Source organism: Paenibacillus sp. JQZ6Y-1 (genome assembly GCF_040719145.1).
Taxonomy (GTDB): Bacteria; Bacillota; Bacilli; order Paenibacillales; family Paenibacillaceae; genus Saccharibacillus; species Saccharibacillus kandeliae.
On sequence record NZ_JBFDUZ010000001.1, the window covers coordinates 654,291 to 673,979 of the forward strand.

Here is a 19,689-nt window from a genome sequence, read left to right on the forward strand (position 1 = left end):
TTCGGGGCTGGACATGAGGCGCGTCAGAGGCTATCATAGGTTGTAAGTGACTGTAACCGATTGATGCGTTAAAGCATGTTAGAAAATTTCTTTACATTGAATTTGACGTACAGTATCATGTATAGAATGAAAAGTCCGAGAGGAGATTAACGATGAAACTCAATCCTTGTAAAATTGTAGACTGCACAATCCGCGACGGAGGTCTGGTGAATAACTGGGACTTCAGCGTAGAATTTGTACAGGATTTGTATAATAAACTGAACGAAGCCAATGTCGATTATATGGAAATTGGCTACAAAAACTCCCCGAAACTGCTGAAAGGTGCCGAAAGTGCAGGTCCTTGGCGTTTTCTGGATGATGAGTTTCTGCGTGAAGTGATTCCTCACAAAGGGCATACGAAGCTGTCCGCACTAGTGGATATCGGTCGTGTCGATGAGAATGATATTCTGCCGCGCGAAGACAGTCTGCTCGACCTGATCCGTGTCGCTTGTTATATCAAAGATGTAGACAAAGCGCTGCAATTGGTACAAACATTCCATGATCGCGGTTACGAAACGACGCTGAACATTATGGCATTGTCCAATGTTATGGAAAATGAACTGATTGAAGCATTTGAACTGATCCGTGAAAGCGTTGTGGATGTAGTTTACATCGTAGACAGCTACGGTAGTCTAGATTACAAAGACTTCATCTATCTGGTGGAGAAATTCAAAACCCACCTGCCTAACAAACGTCTGGGTGTACATACCCACAACAATATGCAGCTTGCCTTCTCTAACACACTGGTTGCTGCGGAAAATGGTGTTGAGTTGTTGGATGCTTCGGTATACGGCATGGGTCGTGCGGCGGGCAACTGCCCAACCGAATTGCTCGTTACCCATCTGAAAAACACCAAATACACCCTGCGTCCGGTGCTGGAAATGATCGACAAGCACATGATCAAGCTGCGTGAAAAAGAAGAGTGGGGTTACCTCATTCCTTACATGGTGACTGGTACGCTGGATGAGCATCCGCGTTCAGCAATGGCGCTGCGTGCTTCCGATGATAAAGATAACTCGGTCGATTTCTATGATAAGCTGACTACGCCAGAAGTAAGCTTTGATTCCTCTTCCAAAAACTAAGCAGGAATCGCTCGCTATAGCGTATACAGGCTACAACGTATAATGAATATAATCACAAATAAACAAATCGGATGACGTGGCTGTTTCACGCTCCGATTTGTTTTTATATTGGCAAAAGATAGATATGATCCAAGGGTGGACCATCCCAAACTGTGCAGCACTTGCTTGCCGAATCGTTTGAACTATAGTATACTCATCGTTGTGACCTACAACAAAATGATCATTGTAACGGGATGTAGCTCAGCTTGGTAGAGCACCTGGTTTGGGACCAGGGGGTCGCATGTTCAAATCGTGTCATCCCGATTGTGTGCGGGTGTAGTTCAATGGTAGAACTCCAGCCTTCCAAGCTGGTAGCGTGGGTTCGATTCCCATCACCCGCTTTTTATAATTAAATAAATGCGCCGTAGACCCATTTTAGGTTTACGGCGCATTTGTTTTTGGGTAAGACGTAGATAATACTATAAAATCGCCTGGTGCGAATTGGGGACAGGAGAAAGATGAATTATGGAGAATTATTCTTTTTTTACAGATGAATTGGAGGCCGCTGATCATGTCATTGAAGTGTTGAGCAATGTGCTGACCGTGAATACAGTGTTTATTGCCAGCAACGATGGGAAGACAAATCGTATCCTGCGTGTGTTCAACCGTGAGGAAGTACTAGTAAATGAAGGATTGGAACTGCCGCTTCAAGATACATACTGCGGATTAATTTCTGGCAAGGCTGCTTATGTAGCTCATACCAGTGAACATCCGTCTACTTGTATGATGCCAGTAACGGAGACGATGGGTGATCACTCGTTTATCGGATTTCCGGTCAATCTACGGAATGGTGAAATTGTAGGCACAATCTGTGCGATGCACAGCCCAGGCTATATTTTCTCCAAAGCTGAGGTACAGTCCATGTATTCGATGGCGATTCTGATGAGTCATGTAACTGAGTTGCAGCATCAGATGGATTCGCCTCTGGTACGTTAATCTGATTGTGACATGAGTAATAGCGGCAGTTGACATATGTTGAGGTCAACAGTGCCGCTGATGATTTGGCTTGATGTGCGGTATGGTTCAGTCCGTCACAGATGCCGAGATGGAAACTTCGCTGGTAGCAAACGGAATCGTTCCAGTTAATGCCAGATGGAGAATGAATGGCCACGGTCCGTGCCCAGAAGCAGTGTTGATATGTCCCATATCTGGTAACATGATACTAGGAACGCCAATTTCTGCATAAAACAACGTATTACTCAGCTCGCAAAATGGATCATTGGATGATTGAACAATCAATGTCGCATCCGCAGCAAGCTTCAAACGCTCTGGATGTGGAGGCGGGAAAAATTCCTGAATCTCCGGCAATTGAATCTGAGCGGACGGCGGAGCAACGATAATCGCTTGTTTCACGCGTCGCGTAGGTAAGGTCGCTGCATAATGGAACCAGAGAATACAGCCCAAGCTGTGCGTGATCACGATTAATTCTTCGTCCTGTGGAATGGCATCCATTAGCTCGCTCAATTCCTGTAGCCAGATCGCAAGCGATGGCTCATCATGATTTGGAAACTGTGGATAATATACACGTTCGCCGCGCTCGGTCAATTGAGCGGATAACCATGTTTGCCAATGCTCCGGTCCGCTACCACCCAATCCGTGTAGCAAAAGATAACTTGTACTCATATAATGATGCAGCTCCTTTATGTAAAAGTCGATGGCAACTCACAGCCATATGTAAATATTTTTAAATTATATAAACAAATCCTTTTATCTGTCTAGGTTGCAGGCTTTATTTGATTTCGGGTTTAAGTTGGCATTGTCACCGAAGCTTAGATGTTCTTAATCATTATTGTTTATGGTGATAGGCTTACGATGACCTGCTTATAATTGCCAGTATCCATTGCTCAATTCCCGTAACTATTGAGCACGTATTGTCAATGTACTAGCATTCTCTTGATTCGATTTGCTCAGGAAAATCAGATATTGCACTTGATCTTTGGTGGCTTGCAGAACTTTGGTGCTCTCTATACTATTCACAGTCCAGCCAGCGTCCAGGAGTGACAGTACATACTGACTTTTTAAGTTGTCCGCGCTAACATTCAGATTGTAACAGCGTACATCCTTACAGCTTGCGGGCTGTGAAGTAATAAACGAAGCGGCAGGGATGGGTAGAGAATGCAGCTGAGGATCGGATTCGGTTTGAAGATTGTCGCTTGTCTTGCTACATGCTGTCAGCAATATGGTCATAGCAATTAACAGACTTTTTTTCATAATATCCCTCCTTAACATGGATGCTTGCTCATATCGATCACATTCTAGCATGATCTCTAATGGAGCGACAACGTTCCACCAATTTGTTCAAAAGTGTTGGCATGAATTTCCTTTTCTGCTACAATGGCACTGTCGGTTATATACAGAGCCGATCAACTTGAAGAAAAGAGAGGTAACCATTTGTCTAATGAAGTAACAATACGAATGTCCCCATTAACTGTATGGATAAGTACAGGCAGTCAGCTATTTGCGGCGATTGCAACGGGATTCGTATGTGTTTTTTCATCAATAAGGACAATGGATTACTAGCATATCTCTTTCAACCCTAGCGCGCCGATAGTATGCAACACTGGGCGCTACCAAGATGCGATAAGTAAGCATACAGCACAGAATGGAGCTGTATGGGATACCTATTGCAGAAGGTGGGTAGAATCATGGGATAAACGTAGCTATATCTGTATGAGATGTCGATTACAGGGCAGTATTGGTGCTGTCTAGTATAGTCGTATCCTCATGGTGACATAGCGAGTTGACCAACTTGTCCTATTCTTGCTGAATCACATATTGGGAGCGAATATACGCTAACCTTCCGTTTGCAAATCGCGCAGCAGCTGCTGTCGCGGTTTTTTTATGTTTTCTACACATCGCTATGCAATACGGAAGGATGATGAATATGACCACATGGGTGAAAGTACGTAATCTGGCAAAAGACTGGAATGGCAAAATGATTTTTGAGCAGGTGAATCTGCAAATTGAGAGTGATGAACGACTGGCGCTAATCGGTGTAAACGGCAGCGGCAAAACGACACTGATCCGCATGCTGATGGGCGAGGAGCATGTGACCGAGGGCGAAATAGAGCGCTTTTTGCCATTACAATATTGGGATTGGATGCGTCAGCAGGATGATCAGGAACAGACGGAAGGCATGACTGTGCTAGAGATGGCGCGACAAGGCAAAAGCGAATTGTGGAGCCTGCGCAGACAATTGGATCAGGACGAAGCGGCGCTAAGTGACGATAGATGGCAAGCTGATGAGCAGGGTGTGAATGAGCTGCTGGCGCAATACAGTCAGCGGTTAGAGCAATATGAGCAGCTGGATGGCTTTGTATGGGAAACTGAGGTGGAGAAGCAGTTGACCACACTCGGTATCGACAGTCAGCTCTGGACAGCGCCGTATGGCAGTCTCAGCGGTGGGCAGAAGACGCGTGTGCGATTAGCAGCGGTACTAACGCGCGATACACGACTGCTTATTCTTGACGAACCGACCAACCACCTTGACGTGGAAACGATGGAATGGCTGGAAAAGCGATTGCGACAATATACCGGTGCGCTGCTATTTGTCAGTCATGACCGCGAATTTGTCGATCGTTTGGCAACGTCGGTGGCGGAATTGACGCCGCAAGGCATGACCGTCTACAAAGGCGGCTATCGCGATTATCGGGAGCACAAGGAGCGCGAGTTGCAGGCGCAACAGGCACTATACAAAAAGCAGGAGCAGCAGCGCAAAGCACTAGAGGAGTCCATTCGTCGGTACAAGGAATGGTTTGACAAAGCGCACGCCGCCGCAGGCAAGCAAAACGAAGTGAAGATTACAGCCAGCTTTTATAAAGCAAAAGCGAAGAAGAACATTTCGCGCTATCATGCCAAGCAAAAGGAAATGGAGCGGCTGGAAGCAGTACGTGTAGACAAGCCACGCGAAGCAGATCGATTGAATTTTCAACTGGAATCTAGTGAGTTTCGTGGGCATACGCTATTGGAATTGCGCGATGTATCGTTTGATTATGGAGAGCGGAATCCAGCAATAGGACACTTAACCAAGCCCCACGAACCCTTGCTACAGCATCTGCATCTATCGCTTCATCGGGGAGATCGACTTGCAGTCACAGGACCTAACGGCAGCGGCAAAACGACATTGCTGCGGATATTGATGGGATCGCTGGAACCGAAGGAAGGCGTGGTGTATACTCATCCGGCGCTACAGATCGGTTATTTCTCGCAGGAGCTTGAGGATTTGCCGCTGGATATGACCTTGCTAGATAGTCTGCTTGTATTGCCGGGGATGACCCGTACCGAAGCGCAGACGATTCTTGGCTGCTTTTTGTTCCGACGTGAAGATGTGCATAAGGTGATTGGGCAGCTCAGTATGGGCGAGAAGTGCCGTGCGGCGCTGATTCGGTTGTATTTTGGCGGTGCGAACTTGCTGATATTGGACGAGCCGACCAACTATCTGGATATCGCTGCGCAGGAGGTCATTGAGTCGGTGCTGAGCAGCTTTAGCGGCACGATTGTACTTGTATCGCATGATCGGATGCTGGTTCGGCGACTGGCGAATACACTGCTGCTGCTAGACGGTCATGGGCAACATGAAGTGTTTGAAGGCAGTATGGAGGAATACGAGCAGTTTCAGCAGCGGCTCAGACAGCAGGAGCAATCTGGTGGACGCGAGGCAGATGAGCGCCGGATGCTGCTGGAATTGCGATTATCACAGCTAATGGCGGCTACGGAGAATGGACAGCAGGTGAACGATAACGCAACACACCTTCATTCTGCTGACCAGAATCGTGACGGTTCTCATGAATTGGCACAAGATCAGAATGGAAATGATAAACAAAAATCAATAGATGAAAAATTCACAACAGAAACCATACCAAATGCCGAACAACGGCTATGGAGCGAAATTCGTCAGCTCCGCAATGAATTGGAACGCTACAAATTGCATAACAATCGTTGACGACTGGCATTGAAGTTTGTACAATGAATGGTATCATCGCATATCGGAATATCGATATAGCGATAAACGTTTTCCAACACATGAATACACATGAATCATCTGCAACGATGGAGACAAGTACGCAGCATCGCCCTACAGGGAGAAAATGCCATGGATTGAGAGCATTTTTGAGGGAACGCACTGCCGAAATTCACTCTGGAGCAGCTGCCTGAACGATTCGTTGTCACTGCCTCTGTCTTTTGGCTGAAGGTATGACATTGGATTTCAGTAGGGAAAGCCGGTCTGACGATCCGTTACTGTCGTTATTGAGCGAGAAATAAGTGCTTTGTCCAGTGGAATAGAGTTACATTACTGCAATATGCATAATGGAACGTCATTAGGACAGAAAGGTAGCTTACCGTCATGATCCATCATTTATGATTGGGTGTATGGTTGTAGCAGAACCGACTTATTTCTAACAAGGGTGGTACCACGGTCTTTTCGTCCCTTACGGGAGAAAAGGCCTTTTTTTGTTGATTTCGTTGCTATAACAGATCGGCAAATATGTACAAACAGGCAGAAAGGGGAATTTACAATGAGCGAAACGGTTCAAATGAAAGAGCAATTGCTGGCGCTAAAAACAGAAGCGCTGGACGTATTGGAAACAGTCGGCACCCCCAAGGAGCTAGACGATCTGCGCGTCAAATATTCTGGTAAAAAGAGTGCATTGACCGAGATTTTGCGCGGTATGGGTAAGCTGAGTGCGGAGGAACGTCCAGTCGTTGGTCAGGTAGCCAATGAAGTGCGCGAAGCAATCGAGGAAGTGATCAACCGCAAGCAAGCGCATTTTGTACGTGAAGAAACGAATGCCCGTCTACAAAATGAAAAAGTCGACGTAACGCTGCCGGGTCGCCCGTTGTCTCAAGGTGGTATCCACCCGCTGAACAAGGTCATCGAGGAGCTGGAAGATATTTTCCTCGGCATGGGTTATCGTGTAGCAGAAGGTCCGCAGGTTGAGACGGATTATTATAACTTTGAAGCGCTGAATCTACCGCAAAACCATCCGGCACGCGATATGCAGGATTCGTTCTATCTGACTGAGGACCTGCTGATGCGTACGCAAACATCGCCAATCCAGATTCGGGCGATGGAAAATGCCAAAGGACAGGCTCCACTGAAGGTTATCTGTCCGGGCGCTGTATACCGCCGCGATGATGACGATGCGACCCACTCCTTCCAGTTCCACCAGATCGAAGGTCTGGTGATCGACAAAGGCATCCGCATGAGTGACCTGAAAGGAACCTTGCTGCAATTCGCACGCGAAATGTTCGGCGAACAAACCGAGATTCGTTTGCGTCCAAGCTTCTTCCCATTCACCGAGCCAAGCGTTGAGGTCGATGTGACCTTTACGAAGAAAAATGGTGAGCGTATCTGGATCGAGATTCTGGGTTGCGGTATGGTGCATCCGAAAGTACTGGAAATGGGCGGCTTTGATCCTGAAGTGTACAGCGGCTTCGCCTTCGGTATGGGCGTAGAGCGCATCGCGATTCTGAAATACGGTATCGACGATATTCGTCATTTCTACAGCAACGATATGCGTTTCTTGGAGCAATTCTCCCGTATTTGATATGGTTCACGAGGAATGTGATCCATTGTAAGTCATAAAGCATCCACTATACGATGTAGTACCAGATATTATTGAAGGTAAAAGGAGTGAACGGACTGTGAAAGTATCAACCGAATGGCTGTCTCAGTATGTGTCGCTGGAAGGCGTTAATCCAGAAGATCTGGCTGAGCAAATTACTCGTGCAGGGATTGAGATCGATAGCGTAGAGAGCCGTAATCAGGGCATTACCAGCGTCGTTGTCGGCTATGTAAAACATAAGGAAAAACACCCAGATGCAGATAAGTTGAACGTATGTACCATTGATGCGGGACAAGGCGAAGACCTGCAAATCGTTTGTGGTGCTAAAAACGTCGATGCTGGTCAAAAGGTACCGGTTGCTCTTGTCGGCGCCAAGCTGCCGGGCGATCTGCATATCAAAAAAGCCAAGCTGCGCGGTGTATTGTCGCAGGGCATGATCTGCTCCGCGAAAGAGCTGGGGATTAACGATAAGTTGCTGCCAAAAGAACAACAGGAAGGCATTCTCGTACTGCCAGAGCAAACCGAAATTGGTACGCCAATTACGGATCTGCTAGGCTTGAATGACCAAATTCTTGATTTCGATCTGACACCAAACCGTTCCGACTGCTTGAGCATGATTGGTGCAGCCTATGAAGTGGGCGCCATTCTTGGTCGCGATGTGAAACTGCCAGAAGTAAATCCGGTCGAAGGTGGAGATTCCGCTGCCAACCACATTTCCGTATCTATTGAAGCAGAAGAAGCGTGCAGTCACTTTTCCGCACGTTACATTAGCGGCATCCAGATCGGTACATCGCCGCTGTGGCTGCAAAATCGTCTGATTGCTGCTGGTGTGCGTCCAATCAACAATGTGGTCGACATCACCAACTTCGTGATGCTGGAATACGGTCAACCATTGCACGCTTACGATGCAGATAAGCTGAACAGTGGCGCCATCGAAGTACGTATGGGTCGTGAAGGCGAAACTTTGAAAACACTAGACGATCAGGAGCGTAAGCTGGATGAGCGCATGCTGGTCATCGCTAGTGGTGGCAAAGCAGTAGGTCTTGCTGGGGTGATGGGCGGAGCGGATAGCGAAGTGACTGGTGAAACGGTTAACATTTTGCTGGAATCAGCACGCTTTGATGGCGGTACCGTGCGTAAAACGTCCCGTCGTCTCGGTCTACGTTCCGAAGCGAGTCTTCGTTTTGAAAAAGAAGTTGATCCTGCTGCGGTTGTACCAGCGCTGAATCGTGCTGCGGAACTGATCGTACGTTACGCACACGGCATGATTCACGAAGGTGTCGTTGAGCAGGTTGTATCTCAGCCAGAAGAGAAAACATTGCAGCTGTCACTGAGCAAGCTGAACCGTTATCTCGGTACTGAGCTGTCGCTGCTGGAAGTGAAAATCATCTTCGGTCGTCTGCAATTCCCTTGCGGCGATGTGGCACAGGATCTGATCGAGGTTCGTGTACCGACTCGTCGCGGCGATATTCAGCGTGATGTGGATCTGATCGAAGAAGTGGCGCGTCTGTATGGCTACGATAATATCCCGACAACGCCAATCGAGGGCGCAACGACGCCAGGCGCATTGACTGCACCACAACGTCTGCGTCGTACGGTTCGCCATCTGCTCGTACACGGTGGGTATCAGGAAGTGATCAGCTACTCGTTCACACATCCTGACAAAAACAAACGTTTCCCGCAGCTGCGCGGCAATCATCATGATGTAGCGCTGGCGATGCCTATGAGCGAAGAGCGTAGTGTGCTGCGTACGGGTCTCGTTTCGCAATTGCTGGAAATCGCTTCGTACAACCGTAACCGCAAGCAAGAAAACTTAGCACTGTTCGAGATCGGCATGGCATTCTTCAGCGAAGAGGAAAAGCTGACCCGTCAGCCGCATGAAGTGCCGCTGCTCGGTCTGCTGCTGACTGGACGTCGTCAGCCTGCACAGTGGAATACTGGCTCTGACCGTGTCGATTTCTTCGATATTAAAGGTGCATTGGAAGGTGTATTCAGCTATCTGGGAATTCAGCCTTCGATCACGTACAAAGCTGACCAGCCAGAAGGATACCATCCGGGTCGTTCCGCATCGGTATACCTGACTGTTGGCTCACGCGAGCTGCGAATCGGTACCATCGGTCAGATTCACCCAGACATTCAACGCGAAGCAGATCTGGATGAAACGTATGTAGCAGAGATCGAACTGACACCGCTGTATGAGCATACATCGACTCAAATCACATACAGCGAATTGCCACGTTACCCATCCGTACAGCGCGATATTGCTGTTGTAGTGGACGATGCTGTTCCGGCAGGTGATCTGACTGCTTCCATCCGCGAAACGGCGGGTGAGCTGCTGACATCGGTACACGTATTCGACGTGTTCAAAGGCGAACGTTTAGGCGCGGATAAGAAGAGCGTTGCGATTGCTCTCGTTTACCGTCATGCCGAGCATACACTAACCGATGAAGAAGTTACTGGTGTGCATGATAAAGTACTGGCACAGCTGGCGGAGCAATTCGGCGCAGAGCTGCGTAAGTAATTGCACTGCATCACTGATTTTCAATTTAATAGAACATGATTCCTATTGTGCAAGTAGCAGGAATTCCATGGAGCCACATCGAAATAGACGTCGATGTGGCTTTTTTGTTCAACCAGCACTAGAATAGACAGAAGAACATTTTGTACAATAAGGTCAGGATAAAAGATGACGACAGGCGTGATATTCTCATGCGCCTGTGTATGCTTATACTTGGAACCCGGTGCGCTCCGCTATGTAGAATGCCGAAATGGCATCTTGTATGATATGGTGCGCAGACCGAGAATATGCAAAATGTTGACGATCCGGCTTGAGCTTCGTCAACATTTTGTGCTTATGAACGACATAATGATGCACCGAATAGATGAAATGAAACAAAGGAGGGCACGACTGTGACGACACCCGATCGAATCAAAGTCAGTGTGAATATTTACGGAAAGTCGTACAAGCTGGTTGGCAGCAGTGCCGATTATATGAAAAGCGTAGCCCAGTATGTAGATGGGCATATGAATCAGATTGCGCAGGCACATGATCATCTCGACACCACGAAGCTAGCCATTTTGTCTGCAGTACATATGGCGGAGGAAGCGATTCAGGCGAATGAGGAGCGCGCGCGCTTAGATCAGGTAGAGAGCGAACGCCAATCGTTGCAGCAGGAATTGGAGCGTCTGCAAGAGGTACAGCTCAAGCAGCAGGATGTCATTCACAAGCTGCAAGAGGAGAATACGCAGCGACAAGAGCAGCAGAAGCTGTTGGACGGCGAGCTGAAGCAATCCCGTAATGAATTGGAGCAAGCGCAAACCAAACTAACTACAGCGCAGCAAACGAACACCAAGCTGGAGCAGCAAAATGCTGATTATCGACAAACTGGTGTCCAATTGCAGGACGAGTTGGACAAGTCCGCCGCTCGAATCGATGCGTTGAAAGATCAGTATAACAATTTGGAACAAAATATGAAGCAAACGGTAGAAGGGCTACAGCTTGATTTGATGCAGTCCACCGAAAATGAAGAAATGTACCGTATGCGTACAGAGGAATTGGAAGAGAATATCCATACGCTGCAACAGGAACATGATACGGCGCAGCAACGTGTGATCGAATTGGAGGAAGATAACGATTTTACCCATGCGCAGCTGGACGAATTGCGTCAGCAGCACGGGAAGGTACAGGAGCAATGGCAGCAGGCGCAGGAGGAAGCAGAGACATGGCGTGAATTGTCCCAGCAGCAGGATAGCGAATTGCAGCAATTGCGAGACGAACACCAAACTCTACAGCAGCTGCATGATCAATTGGAGCAGCAATTGAAGGAACGCGGCAATCAGTTGGAGCAATTGGAGCAGCAGCTGGAAGAGCGTCGGCAGGAATGGGTTGTATTGCAGGATGCGTACAGTCAATTGCAGCAAAGCGATACCGAAGCGCGTCAACAGCTGGAAGAACAAGCGACGCAATTGGAAACACTGCGTCATGCCAATGAGCAGCAGCGTGGAGAATGGGAGCAGTTGCAACAGCGTCATGAGCAATTACAGACACAGCAGCAGCAATCGGCGCGTGAGCTAGAGGATACCCTTTCTAGCTTGGCAGCGGCACACGAAGAGAACGAAACGCTGAAGCCACAGCTGGAAACCTTGCAGGGTCGCTATGACGAATTGGAGCAACAGCAACAGCAAACCGTACAGCGCTTTAACGAGCAAACGGGCAAGCTGGATGAGCTGCGTGAGGAAAATGGTCAAGTATGGACGGAGCTAGGCTCGTGGCAGGATCGTCATGCGGAACTCGAACAGCGTTACCGTGAGCTGGAGCAGCAATGGAATGAAGGCAGTCAGCAATTGGAACAACTGCAACAGCAGGCAGATCAATGGCGCAGCGAGCTGGAATCGTCACAAAGCAGCCATAGCGAGCTAGAGCAGCAACGTCAGCAATTATTGGCTCAATTGGAAGAAACGCAGATTACTCTCACAGCTGCCCATGAGGAAAATGCACGACTGAAGCCGCAGTTGGAGAGCTTACGTAGCGAGCATGATCAAGTGTGGGTTGAGCTGGAATCGTGGCAAAACCGTCATGCCGAACTGGAGCAGCATAGTCAGGATGTGCAACAGCAGCTGATTGCGCAGCATGAGCAGCAGGTTGGCGAGCTAGAGCAGCGCCTTGCCGCTACGAATGAGCAACAGCAGCAATTGCAGCAGCAGTTGAATGAACGGAATAGCGAATTGGTGGAATCTCAGCAGACTGCCGAGCAATTCCGTGAGGAATCCGATACATGGGAGCAGCTGTCCGGTCAGCAGGAGCAGCAGATTGCAGAATTGCAGTCCGAGCTGGAACAACGTGGTCAGCAGCAACAACAGCTGCATAGTCAATACGAAGCCGAGCGTCAACAATTGCAAACAGAGTATCAAGAAGAAAAGGACCGTCTACTTGCTCAACAACAGCAATTGGAAGAACAATATACGGTGCAGCAACAGCAGACACAGACTCGCATTGAGGAGTTAGAGCAGCAGTTGCATGATCGTACCGCTGCATGGGAACAACAGCTTCGTGATCGCACTGCCGAGTGGGAGCAACAGCTTCAAGCCCGTGCTTCCGAGCTGGAACAGCAGCAGCGTCAGCTTGCCGATACACGCGAAGAATCTGGCAATTGGCAACGCCTATCCGAGCAGCATAAGGATGAATTGACCGAATTGCAGGCAGAGATGGAGCAGTTGAACCAATTGTATGATGAACAGTTGGCAGAGGTGCAGGGACAGCTGAATCTGCTCAATATTGAGTGGGATGATCTCACCGAGCAGACTGAGCGTTTACAACAGCAGTTGGAGCAATTGACGCTATCCGCCGCTCAAGTACGCGAGGAATCGGATACGTGGGAGCAGCTATCTGGTCAACAGGAGCAGCAGATTGTAGAGCTGCAAAGCGAATTGACGGCACTTACTCAGCAGCGTGATGAGTGGAAGGCAGAGTATGAAGCCAACAGCCAGCGTTTACAAACAGAGCATGAGGCGGAACGTGATCGTCTACAGGCAGAGCAGGAACGTCTGGAACAGCAGTATGCGCAGCAGCAACAGGACTGGCAGACACGTACGGCAGAGTTGGAGCAACAGCAGCATGAGCTGGAGCAGCAGTATACCGAACTGAAACAGCAGGCAGATCACTGGCGCGGCGAATGGAATCGTGCGCGTGCCGAATATGGCACGGTGAATGAAGAACTGAATACATGGCGTGAATTGTCACAACAGCAGGAGACCGAAGTGACCCAGATTCGCAGTGAACTGGAACAGGTACGTCTGCAATGGTCGGATGAACAGCAGCGCTATGAGGAGCAATCTTCGGAATGGCTGAACAAAGAACAACAGCTGGCGCAAACGACTCGCGAGCTGGAAGAACAATTAACTGTCGTACGCGGTGAAAATAGCGAATGGCGCGAAGAAGCGGAAACGTGGCGTGAGCTGTCTCGTCAACAGGAGCAGGATACCGCTCAGATGCTGAGCGAATTGGAGCAGGCACGTCAGCAAGTAGGTACGCTCACCTCGCAGCTGGATGAATGGACTGCTCGCCAGCAGGAGCAAACGCGTCTATTAGAAGAGGCATTGCAAGATATTGATAGCTGGAGCCAGCGTCATCATCGTCTGGAAGAGGAATATCGGGCGATTGTGCTGAACGAGCAAGGATATATGGAAGAGATCGAGCGATTGGAGCAGCAGAACCAGAAGCTGTCTGTGGAGCTGGAACAGGTCAATGGACGATTGGAGCAATTGACCGATCGTCAGGAACAGCAAAATGAACTGCTACGTGAACTAGAAGCAAGTGAGCAGCAATGGCGTGGTCAATGCGAGCAATTGCAAAACTCGCAGCAGGAGCACAGCCGCGAAGCTCGCGAGGTGATGGATCAGTACGAAATGCTCAGCCATCAGCTACGCATTATGAATGTAGAGCGCGAAAGCCAGATTCAAGAGAAGGAACGTATCCATCAGGAGCTGCAACAGCTGCGTGAACAGCATCAACAGCTACAGGTGGAGCATAATGAGTGGATGGAGCTTATTGAACAGGATCAGAACTGAAACCGAACCACAATGATCCAATAGCTAATTGCCAACAGTCAAAACGAAAAAGAACCGACAGCAATCATCGCTGTCGGTTCTTTTTGATCGTTTTTAGGTGGAAAAGAATAATCTATATCGTATGAATATGATGCGAATCGTATGTGAATATCCAATATTGTGTAAACATTGTACAGATCGCAAGTTATCCAAGCTGTTTACGGCTATTCAGCATTCGCATCGTGCGCAGATACACGTACGAGGAGATGAACGCGAGCAGCGCCATAATCATCAATCCCCAGAAAATATTGGAGTAAGCCGCTGACAGCGACAAGCCTTTTTGCCATTCCATAGCGCTCGATGCCAAGGCGACACTGAATGCACCGCTAAAAAATTGCATCAGCTGGAACAGCCCCATACCTGAACCTACCTGTGATGCAGGCAAAATGCGCGAGATTTCATTGGATACACTGCTCGACAGCATGGAGAAGCTCAAGCTGTTCAGCAAATAAATAAACAGAATCGATAACCACGAATTGCCTGCAAACAAGGCAAACAGTACAATCGCGAACAATACCATCAACGGTGCATAACGCAGAATGGACGAGTTGCCATGCTGGTCAATAATAGAGCCGATTTTGCGTGAAGCGACAATCGCCAGCAGCGAACCGGGGAAAATAATAAATCCAGCATGACTGGCACTAAAGCCAAAGCGATGCACTAGAATTTGCGGAATCAGGAATAGTGTCGCAAAGCTGCACAGATACGATAAAATGCCGACCAGCGAAAGTGTCACATACGACGTATTTGCCAGCAATGCAGGCTGTACAAATGGCTCCGCTGCCAAGCGAATACGCAGAATGAACAATGCCAACCCGACAAGTCCAATCGTTAGTGCTATCCATGAATGGTTGGTCAGGAACAACAGAATACCACTCGTTCCCGCCGCCACAAATAACGCGCCAGCGGTATCAAATACTCCGCGCTTCGGCATTTCTTTAGGCAAAAACAGATAAAACAATGGCACCAGCAGTAAGCTAATCGCTGTGATCAGAAACAAAAACCGCCAGCCCATATAATCCACAATCGCTCCGCCGACCACCGGACCTAAGCCGAGTCCTAGCGAGACGGCGGACATAATGAATGCCATCGCCTTGCCGCGTCGTTCCAGCGGAATATAGCGGGTGAACAATACCATCGATAGTGAAATGACTGCCCCGGCACCGACCGCCTGCAATACCCGCATCGTCAGCAGCAGTGCAAAGCTGTTACTGAACAGACCGCCAATCGCAGCCAAGCCGAGAATACTCAACCCGATCACCAGCAGCCGTCGCAACGGCACAAAGTCGGACAATCGGCTATATGTAATAGAAGAAATGGCAAACATGATCGAATAGCCAGTTACGATCAAGGAAGAGACCGAATCGGTCAGTTGAAAATAAGACGTAATTTTGGGCAACGCGAGATTGAACATGGATGTGTTCATAATTGCCAGTACGACCGCTACCCCAAGCAGTACGGTCAACAGACCTTCTTTGTGCAGGCGATCCTGACGGACGCTGTCTGTATCGGAAGCAGCAACAGATGTTGTTGCAGTGGTTGACATCAAGATTCCCCCTGTACGAAATGATTGTTCGAATATCATCGAACAATTGAAATATAGCATGGGGTGATTTAAAATTCAATTAGAGATTTGAAAATAGTATATGATGATCATTCATATTGTACATGTCGATATGGATATAGGAGCGGTATTGTGAATGGAATAGAAACGTAGATAGTGTGATCTGCTTCCATATCCTATACCGGAATATGCGGAAACGAAGAGGTATGTCCATTTTAAAGGAGACGTTATCATGAAGGTGTTATATCATCCAGATCGTGATGAAATTGAATTGGCTTCCGTATTATACGCTTTAAGCGATCCGATCCGACTTCATATTGTTTCGCAAATTCGCAGTGAGGGCGAGAGTCCATGCAATGCTTTTCAAGTGCCTGTTGCCAAATCGACCTTGTCGCATCATCTGCGTACGCTGCGCGAGAGCGGGGTTGTATTTACGCGTAGTCATGGCACACAGCGGTTAATGAGCGTGCGCGAGGAGGATCTGAATGAACGGTTTCCGGGCGTGCTGCATGCGGTGCTATCCGCTTATGATGCGACAGCAACTTCATTGACTGCTTCAACCGATGAGTCCACCACTGTCTCGGCAGAAGTAGCAGATCAACCGTCAAAGGAAGAAATATAGGTGCTGTAACAGCTATCGTATCCATGCCACAGCATTACAAAAAAACACGCAGTCGTCCTATGAGCGACTGCGTGTTTTATCATCCTTTTTACACGATTCAAAAGGAATGTTTAGGCTTCGTCCACGATCAGCTTGGCAACCATTGTGCTATGACCGGAGCCGCACATGATGGAGCATGCCATATCAAATTCGCCAGCTTGCTGTGGAGTCACCGTTGCTGTGGTATTGCTGGAATTTAGATCTACATTCAGCGCTGGGATCATCAGACCATGATTACCCTGTTCATTTTGGAAGACGATGGTGATCGGTTCGCCTTTTTTGACATGGTATTCTTTTTGGTCAAAGGCATAATTGGTCGCTTTGACGACTAATTGGTTTCCACTGGCTTCGCTATTATCCGATGTAGCTACGCCGGTATCGGTCACACCCGTTCCAGCGGATGAGTTTTGTGCTTGTCCGCCGCAGGCTGTTGTGAGCAGCAGCATGGCAGCAGTTACGCCGATTAGCATATATTTTTTCATGGGTGAATTCCCTCCTGATCAAGTGATCTTGGATTGCAATCATTTTTATCATAACGCACATGGAAGAGACTGTCATTCAAACCTTTTGTGAATATTGTGTGCAGGTGTATAATAGAATGGAAGCGGTATGCCATGTACCTGCTGTAACTGTATGAAATGAGGATGGAACCCGTCCTTGTACTTGTTTTGAAACATTTCCCTGAGATCGCCGTCTATGGTGATGAGGATTTCAGTATGAATAGAGGAGTGTCATAACGTTGAACGAAAAAATATTCCATACGATGCAGTATGGACATATTCTAGATATGCTGGCAGGCTATGCAGCAACTGCGCTTGGGAAACAAACCGCGCTGGCGCTGAAGCCGGACACCGATTTGGATTATGTCAAAAAAATGCTGCAATATACCGATGAGGCGACCAATGTGGATCGACTCAAAGGCACACCGCCCTTTGGCGGCATCGTCGATATTCGTCCGGCTGTCAGCCGTGCACGTATCGGCGGCACCTTGAATCCAAGCGAGCTGCTTGGTATCGCTAATACCATCATGGGCATGCGTCGTGCAGCACGCCATGTGGAGATGGCGCATGAAGAAGAACCGGCGCCGTTGCTGTTCGATCTGATCGAATTGCTGTCCGACCAGCGCCCGCTGGAAAAATCCATTCGTGCCTGTATCGACGATTCGGCGCATGTTATGGACTCTGCTAGCAGTGAGCTGGCAACGATTCGCCGTGAGCTCCGTTCCGGCGAAGTACGTATCCGTGAAAAGCTGGATGGGATGATCCGTTCCCAAACCGTAGCGAAAATGCTACAGGATCAGCTGATTACGATTCGTGGTGACCGCTTCGTAATCCCGGTCAAAGCCGAATATCGCTCGTACTTTGGCGGGATTGTGCATGATCAATCCGGTTCTGGTGCAACGCTGTTTATCGAGCCAGAAGCGATTGTGGCGATGAATAACAAGCTGCGCGAAACCCGGTTGCGTGAAGAACGCGAGATCGAAGTCATTTTGCAAAAGCTGACTGCACAGGTGGCAGAGCAGGCAGAACTGCTGGGCTATGATGTAGAGACGATTGCGCAATTGGACTTTATTTTCGCCAAAGCACGTCTTGGTTATAAGATGAAAGCGAACAAGCCGGTCATGAACGACCGTGGATTTTTCAAATTGAAAAAAGCCCGTCATCCACTGATTGCACCGGAGCATGTGGTGCCGACCGATCTGGAGCTGGGCAATACCAATACGAGCATTATTATCACCGGTCCCAATACAGGTGGTAAAACGGTTACGCTGAAAACGGTCGGTCTGCTCAGTCTGATGGCGATGTCCGGTTTGTTTATTCCAGCGGATGATGGAAGCCAAATGTGCGTATTTGATGCCATTTATGCTGATATTGGCGACGAGCAAAGTATTGAGCAGAACCTCAGTACCTTCTCAAGCCATATGACCAATATCATCTCCATCCTGCGTCAGATGACGCCGAAAAGTCTGGTACTGTTTGACGAGCTGGGTGCAGGAACCGATCCGGCGGAAGGCTCGGCGCTGGCGATTGCCATTTTGGAGCATATTCATGCCCGCGGCTGTCGCATGATCGCAACCACGCACTATAGCGAGCTGAAGGCATATGCGTATGACCGTAAAGGCGTCATTAATGCCAGTATGGAGTTTGATGTGAATACGCTCAGTCCAACGTATCGCCTATTGATCGGTGTACCGGGACGAAGCAACGCCTTTGCTATCGCTGAGCGTCTTGGACTGTCGAAAGATATTCTCGATGTGGCACGCGGTGAGGTGAGCGAAGAGGATCAACGTGTTGAGCAAATGATCGCTTCCCTCGAAACCAATCGCCTTGGCGCCGAAGCTGAGCGTACTGAAGCCGAGCGTCTGCGCCAAGAGATGGAGCAGCTGCGCGCCCGCTACGAGCGCGATCTAGAGCGTTTGGAAGATCAGCGCGACAAGCGTCTGGAAAAAGCCGAGGACGAAGCGCGTGCGATTCTAGATAAGGCGCGTGCCGAAGCCGACGAAGTGATCCAATCGCTGCGTAAAATGGCGCTGGAAGAAGGCGCATCCGTGAAGGAGCACCGTCTGATCGCTGCCCGCCGTCAATTGGACGAAGCAGCACCCGCACAGCGAAAGAAAAAGAAAACACCAGCCACCACCGAGAAGAAAGCCAAACCAATCGGTCCCGGCGACGAGGTCATGGTACACAGCTTCCGTCAAAAGGGGCATGTGGTCGAATTGTCCGGCTCCAAGGAAGCACTCGTACAGATGGGCATTATGAAAATGAAAGTATCGCTTAGCGATCTAGAGCTAATTCAATCCGCTAAGACGACTACTGCTCAGCCGCAGCGCAAGCAGGTGACGACGGTTCAACGTTCCCGCGAAGACAATACGCATTCCGAGCTGGATCTGCGCGGTGCGAATGTAGAAGAAGCGCTAATCGATGTGGATCGCTTCTTGGATGAAGCATTTCTGGCGAATTTGGGACAGGTGTATATCATTCACGGAAAAGGCACTGGCGTGCTGCGTACCGGGATTCAGGAGTTCCTGCGCCGCCACAAACATGTGAAAAGCTACCGCACCGGCAACTACGGAGAAGGCGGCACTGGCGTTACCGTCGCCGAATTGAAATAAATCCGGAATCTCTTTGAAAC

Annotated in this window: 12 protein-coding genes and 2 tRNA genes; 10 read left to right on the forward strand and 4 right to left on the reverse strand. The window is 48.8% G+C overall.

Translation table 11 applies throughout. The annotated features are described in order from the left end of the window. Positions 1-152 precede the first annotated feature (152 nt). The 4 genes from ABXR35_RS02955 to ABXR35_RS02970 all read left to right on the forward strand — a co-directional run bounded on the left by ABXR35_RS02955 (position 153) and on the right by ABXR35_RS02970 (position 2,096). Positions 153-1,121 carry an aldolase catalytic domain-containing protein gene (locus ABXR35_RS02955; protein WP_367055209.1) on the forward strand — a complete coding sequence of 323 codons (969 nt, stop codon included), beginning with the start codon at positions 153-155 and terminating at the stop codon, positions 1,119-1,121. A gap of 229 nt (positions 1,122-1,350) precedes the next feature. Further along, positions 1,351-1,424, forward strand: a tRNA-Pro gene (locus tag ABXR35_RS02960). Positions 1,425-1,430: 6 nt separating this feature from the next. Beyond that, a tRNA-Gly gene (locus ABXR35_RS02965) sits at positions 1,431-1,501 on the forward strand. 124 nt (positions 1,502-1,625) lie between these two features. Next, on the forward strand, positions 1,626-2,096 hold the full coding sequence (locus ABXR35_RS02970) for a GAF domain-containing protein (RefSeq protein ID WP_367055212.1): 471 nt from the start codon (positions 1,626-1,628) through the stop codon (positions 2,094-2,096). An 87-nt stretch (positions 2,097-2,183) separates the two neighbouring features. On the opposite strand, the gene ABXR35_RS02975 is transcribed toward ABXR35_RS02970, so the two are convergent. Together ABXR35_RS02975 and ABXR35_RS02980 are read right to left on the reverse strand one after the other, a co-directional pair. Further along, a complete protein-coding gene (locus ABXR35_RS02975) occupies positions 2,184-2,783 on the reverse strand; it encodes an RBBP9/YdeN family alpha/beta hydrolase (protein WP_367055214.1) in 600 nt (199 codons plus the stop codon). Between the two features lie 234 nt (positions 2,784-3,017). Then, positions 3,018-3,371, reverse strand: coding sequence for a hypothetical protein (locus ABXR35_RS02980; RefSeq protein ID WP_367055217.1), 354 nt, complete (start codon positions 3,369-3,371; stop codon positions 3,018-3,020). Positions 3,372-4,044: 673 nt separating this feature from the next. On the opposite strand from ABXR35_RS02980, the gene abc-f reads away from it, so the two are divergent. The 4 genes from abc-f to zapA all read left to right on the forward strand — a co-directional run bounded on the left by abc-f (position 4,045) and on the right by zapA (position 14,293). Beyond that, positions 4,045-6,102, forward strand: a complete 2,058-nt coding sequence (abc-f, locus tag ABXR35_RS02985; RefSeq protein WP_367055220.1) for a ribosomal protection-like ABC-F family protein — start codon at positions 4,045-4,047, stop codon at positions 6,100-6,102. 592 nt (positions 6,103-6,694) lie between these two features. Continuing rightward, a complete protein-coding gene (gene pheS, locus ABXR35_RS02990; protein WP_367061127.1) occupies positions 6,695-7,708 on the forward strand; it encodes a phenylalanine--tRNA ligase subunit alpha in 1,014 nt (337 codons plus the stop codon). A 97-nt stretch (positions 7,709-7,805) separates the two neighbouring features. Beyond that, on the forward strand, positions 7,806-10,247 hold the full coding sequence (gene pheT / locus ABXR35_RS02995; protein ID WP_367055223.1) for a phenylalanine--tRNA ligase subunit beta: 2,442 nt from the start codon (positions 7,806-7,808) through the stop codon (positions 10,245-10,247). A 389-nt stretch (positions 10,248-10,636) separates the two neighbouring features. Continuing rightward, entirely contained in the window at positions 10,637-14,293 is a 3,657-nt protein-coding gene (gene zapA / locus ABXR35_RS03000; protein WP_367055225.1) for a cell division protein ZapA, read from the forward strand. A gap of 184 nt (positions 14,294-14,477) precedes the next feature. On the opposite strand, the gene ABXR35_RS03005 is transcribed toward zapA, so the two are convergent. Further along, a complete protein-coding gene (locus ABXR35_RS03005; RefSeq protein WP_367055227.1) occupies positions 14,478-15,878 on the reverse strand; it encodes an MFS transporter in 1,401 nt (466 codons plus the stop codon). 250 nt (positions 15,879-16,128) lie between these two features. Here ABXR35_RS03005 and ABXR35_RS03010 point away from each other — a divergent pair, with 250 nt between their 5' ends. Beyond that, entirely contained in the window at positions 16,129-16,518 is a 390-nt protein-coding gene (locus ABXR35_RS03010) for an ArsR/SmtB family transcription factor (protein WP_367055230.1), read from the forward strand. A gap of 110 nt (positions 16,519-16,628) precedes the next feature. Here ABXR35_RS03010 and ABXR35_RS03015 read toward each other — a convergent pair whose 3' ends face one another. Next, the gene (locus ABXR35_RS03015) at positions 16,629-17,039 is read right to left on the reverse strand and encodes a cupredoxin domain-containing protein (RefSeq protein ID WP_367055232.1); all 411 of its coding nucleotides are present in this window, start codon (positions 17,037-17,039) and stop codon (positions 16,629-16,631) included. A 257-nt stretch (positions 17,040-17,296) separates the two neighbouring features. Between ABXR35_RS03015 and ABXR35_RS03020 the strand changes: the two genes are divergently transcribed. Continuing rightward, complete coding sequence (locus ABXR35_RS03020; RefSeq protein ID WP_367055234.1) at positions 17,297-19,669, forward strand: endonuclease MutS2; 2,373 nt, start codon at positions 17,297-17,299, stop codon at positions 19,667-19,669. The last annotated feature ends 20 nt before the right edge of the window (positions 19,670-19,689 follow it).

Excerpts from the sequence above, each read along its gene's own strand:
- ABXR35_RS02955 (WP_367055209.1), top strand. The coding sequence starts at position 153 with ATGAAACTCAATCCTTGTAAAATTGTAGACTGCACAATCCGCGACGGA.
- ABXR35_RS02970 (WP_367055212.1), top strand. The coding sequence starts at position 1,626 with ATGGAGAATTATTCTTTTTTTACAGATGAATTGGAGGCCGCTGATCAT.
- ABXR35_RS02975 (WP_367055214.1), bottom strand. The coding sequence starts at position 2,783 with ATGAGTACAAGTTATCTTTTGCTACACGGATTGGGTGGTAGCGGACCG.
- ABXR35_RS02980 (WP_367055217.1), bottom strand. The coding sequence starts at position 3,371 with ATGAAAAAAAGTCTGTTAATTGCTATGACCATATTGCTGACAGCATGT.
- abc-f (WP_367055220.1), top strand. The coding sequence starts at position 4,045 with ATGACCACATGGGTGAAAGTACGTAATCTGGCAAAAGACTGGAATGGC.
- pheS (WP_367061127.1), top strand. The coding sequence starts at position 6,695 with ATGAAAGAGCAATTGCTGGCGCTAAAAACAGAAGCGCTGGACGTATTG.
- ABXR35_RS03005 (WP_367055227.1), bottom strand. The coding sequence starts at position 15,878 with ATGTCAACCACTGCAACAACATCTGTTGCTGCTTCCGATACAGACAGC.
- ABXR35_RS03010 (WP_367055230.1), top strand. The coding sequence starts at position 16,129 with ATGAAGGTGTTATATCATCCAGATCGTGATGAAATTGAATTGGCTTCC.
- ABXR35_RS03015 (WP_367055232.1), bottom strand. The coding sequence starts at position 17,039 with ATGAAAAAATATATGCTAATCGGCGTAACTGCTGCCATGCTGCTGCTC.